1 pseudogene is annotated in these 308 nt (G+C 36.7%); it reads left to right on the top strand.

Annotated elements, in window-relative coordinates:
• Nucleotides 1-232, top strand: a pseudogene (locus ACFSR0_RS05740) (ATP-binding protein); the annotation flags it as partial.
• Nucleotides 233-308: the final 76 nt, after the last annotated feature.

Genomic DNA, 308 nt, shown 5'->3' with positions numbered 1-308 from the left:
TGTCCCTTTTACTAAGGAAGGAGCTGAGCTGCTTTTCCAATTAATCAGTGATTGGTATGAGACAAAAAGCGTCATTTTAACTAGCAATTTAGAGTTCAGTCAATAGAATAAGATTTTCATTGATCCTCGATTAACAGCGGCATTGGTGGATCGTCTGATTCATCATGCACACATTCTAAGCTTCACCGGTGAGAGCTTCCGATTAAAAAATGCTCTATCAAAATCAAACTAATCAAAGAATCATTTCAGGATGCAGCGCTGTGTAGTTTTTCTCTGCAATTTTATGTATAAAAGCCTTGCAAAATACA

This window comes from Enterococcus camelliae (assembly GCF_042685105.1).
Lineage (GTDB): Bacteria > Bacillota > Bacilli > Lactobacillales > Enterococcaceae > Enterococcus_G > Enterococcus_G camelliae.
Note: the sequence above shows the minus strand (reverse complement) of the source record. Positions and strands in the feature narration are given on the sequence as shown.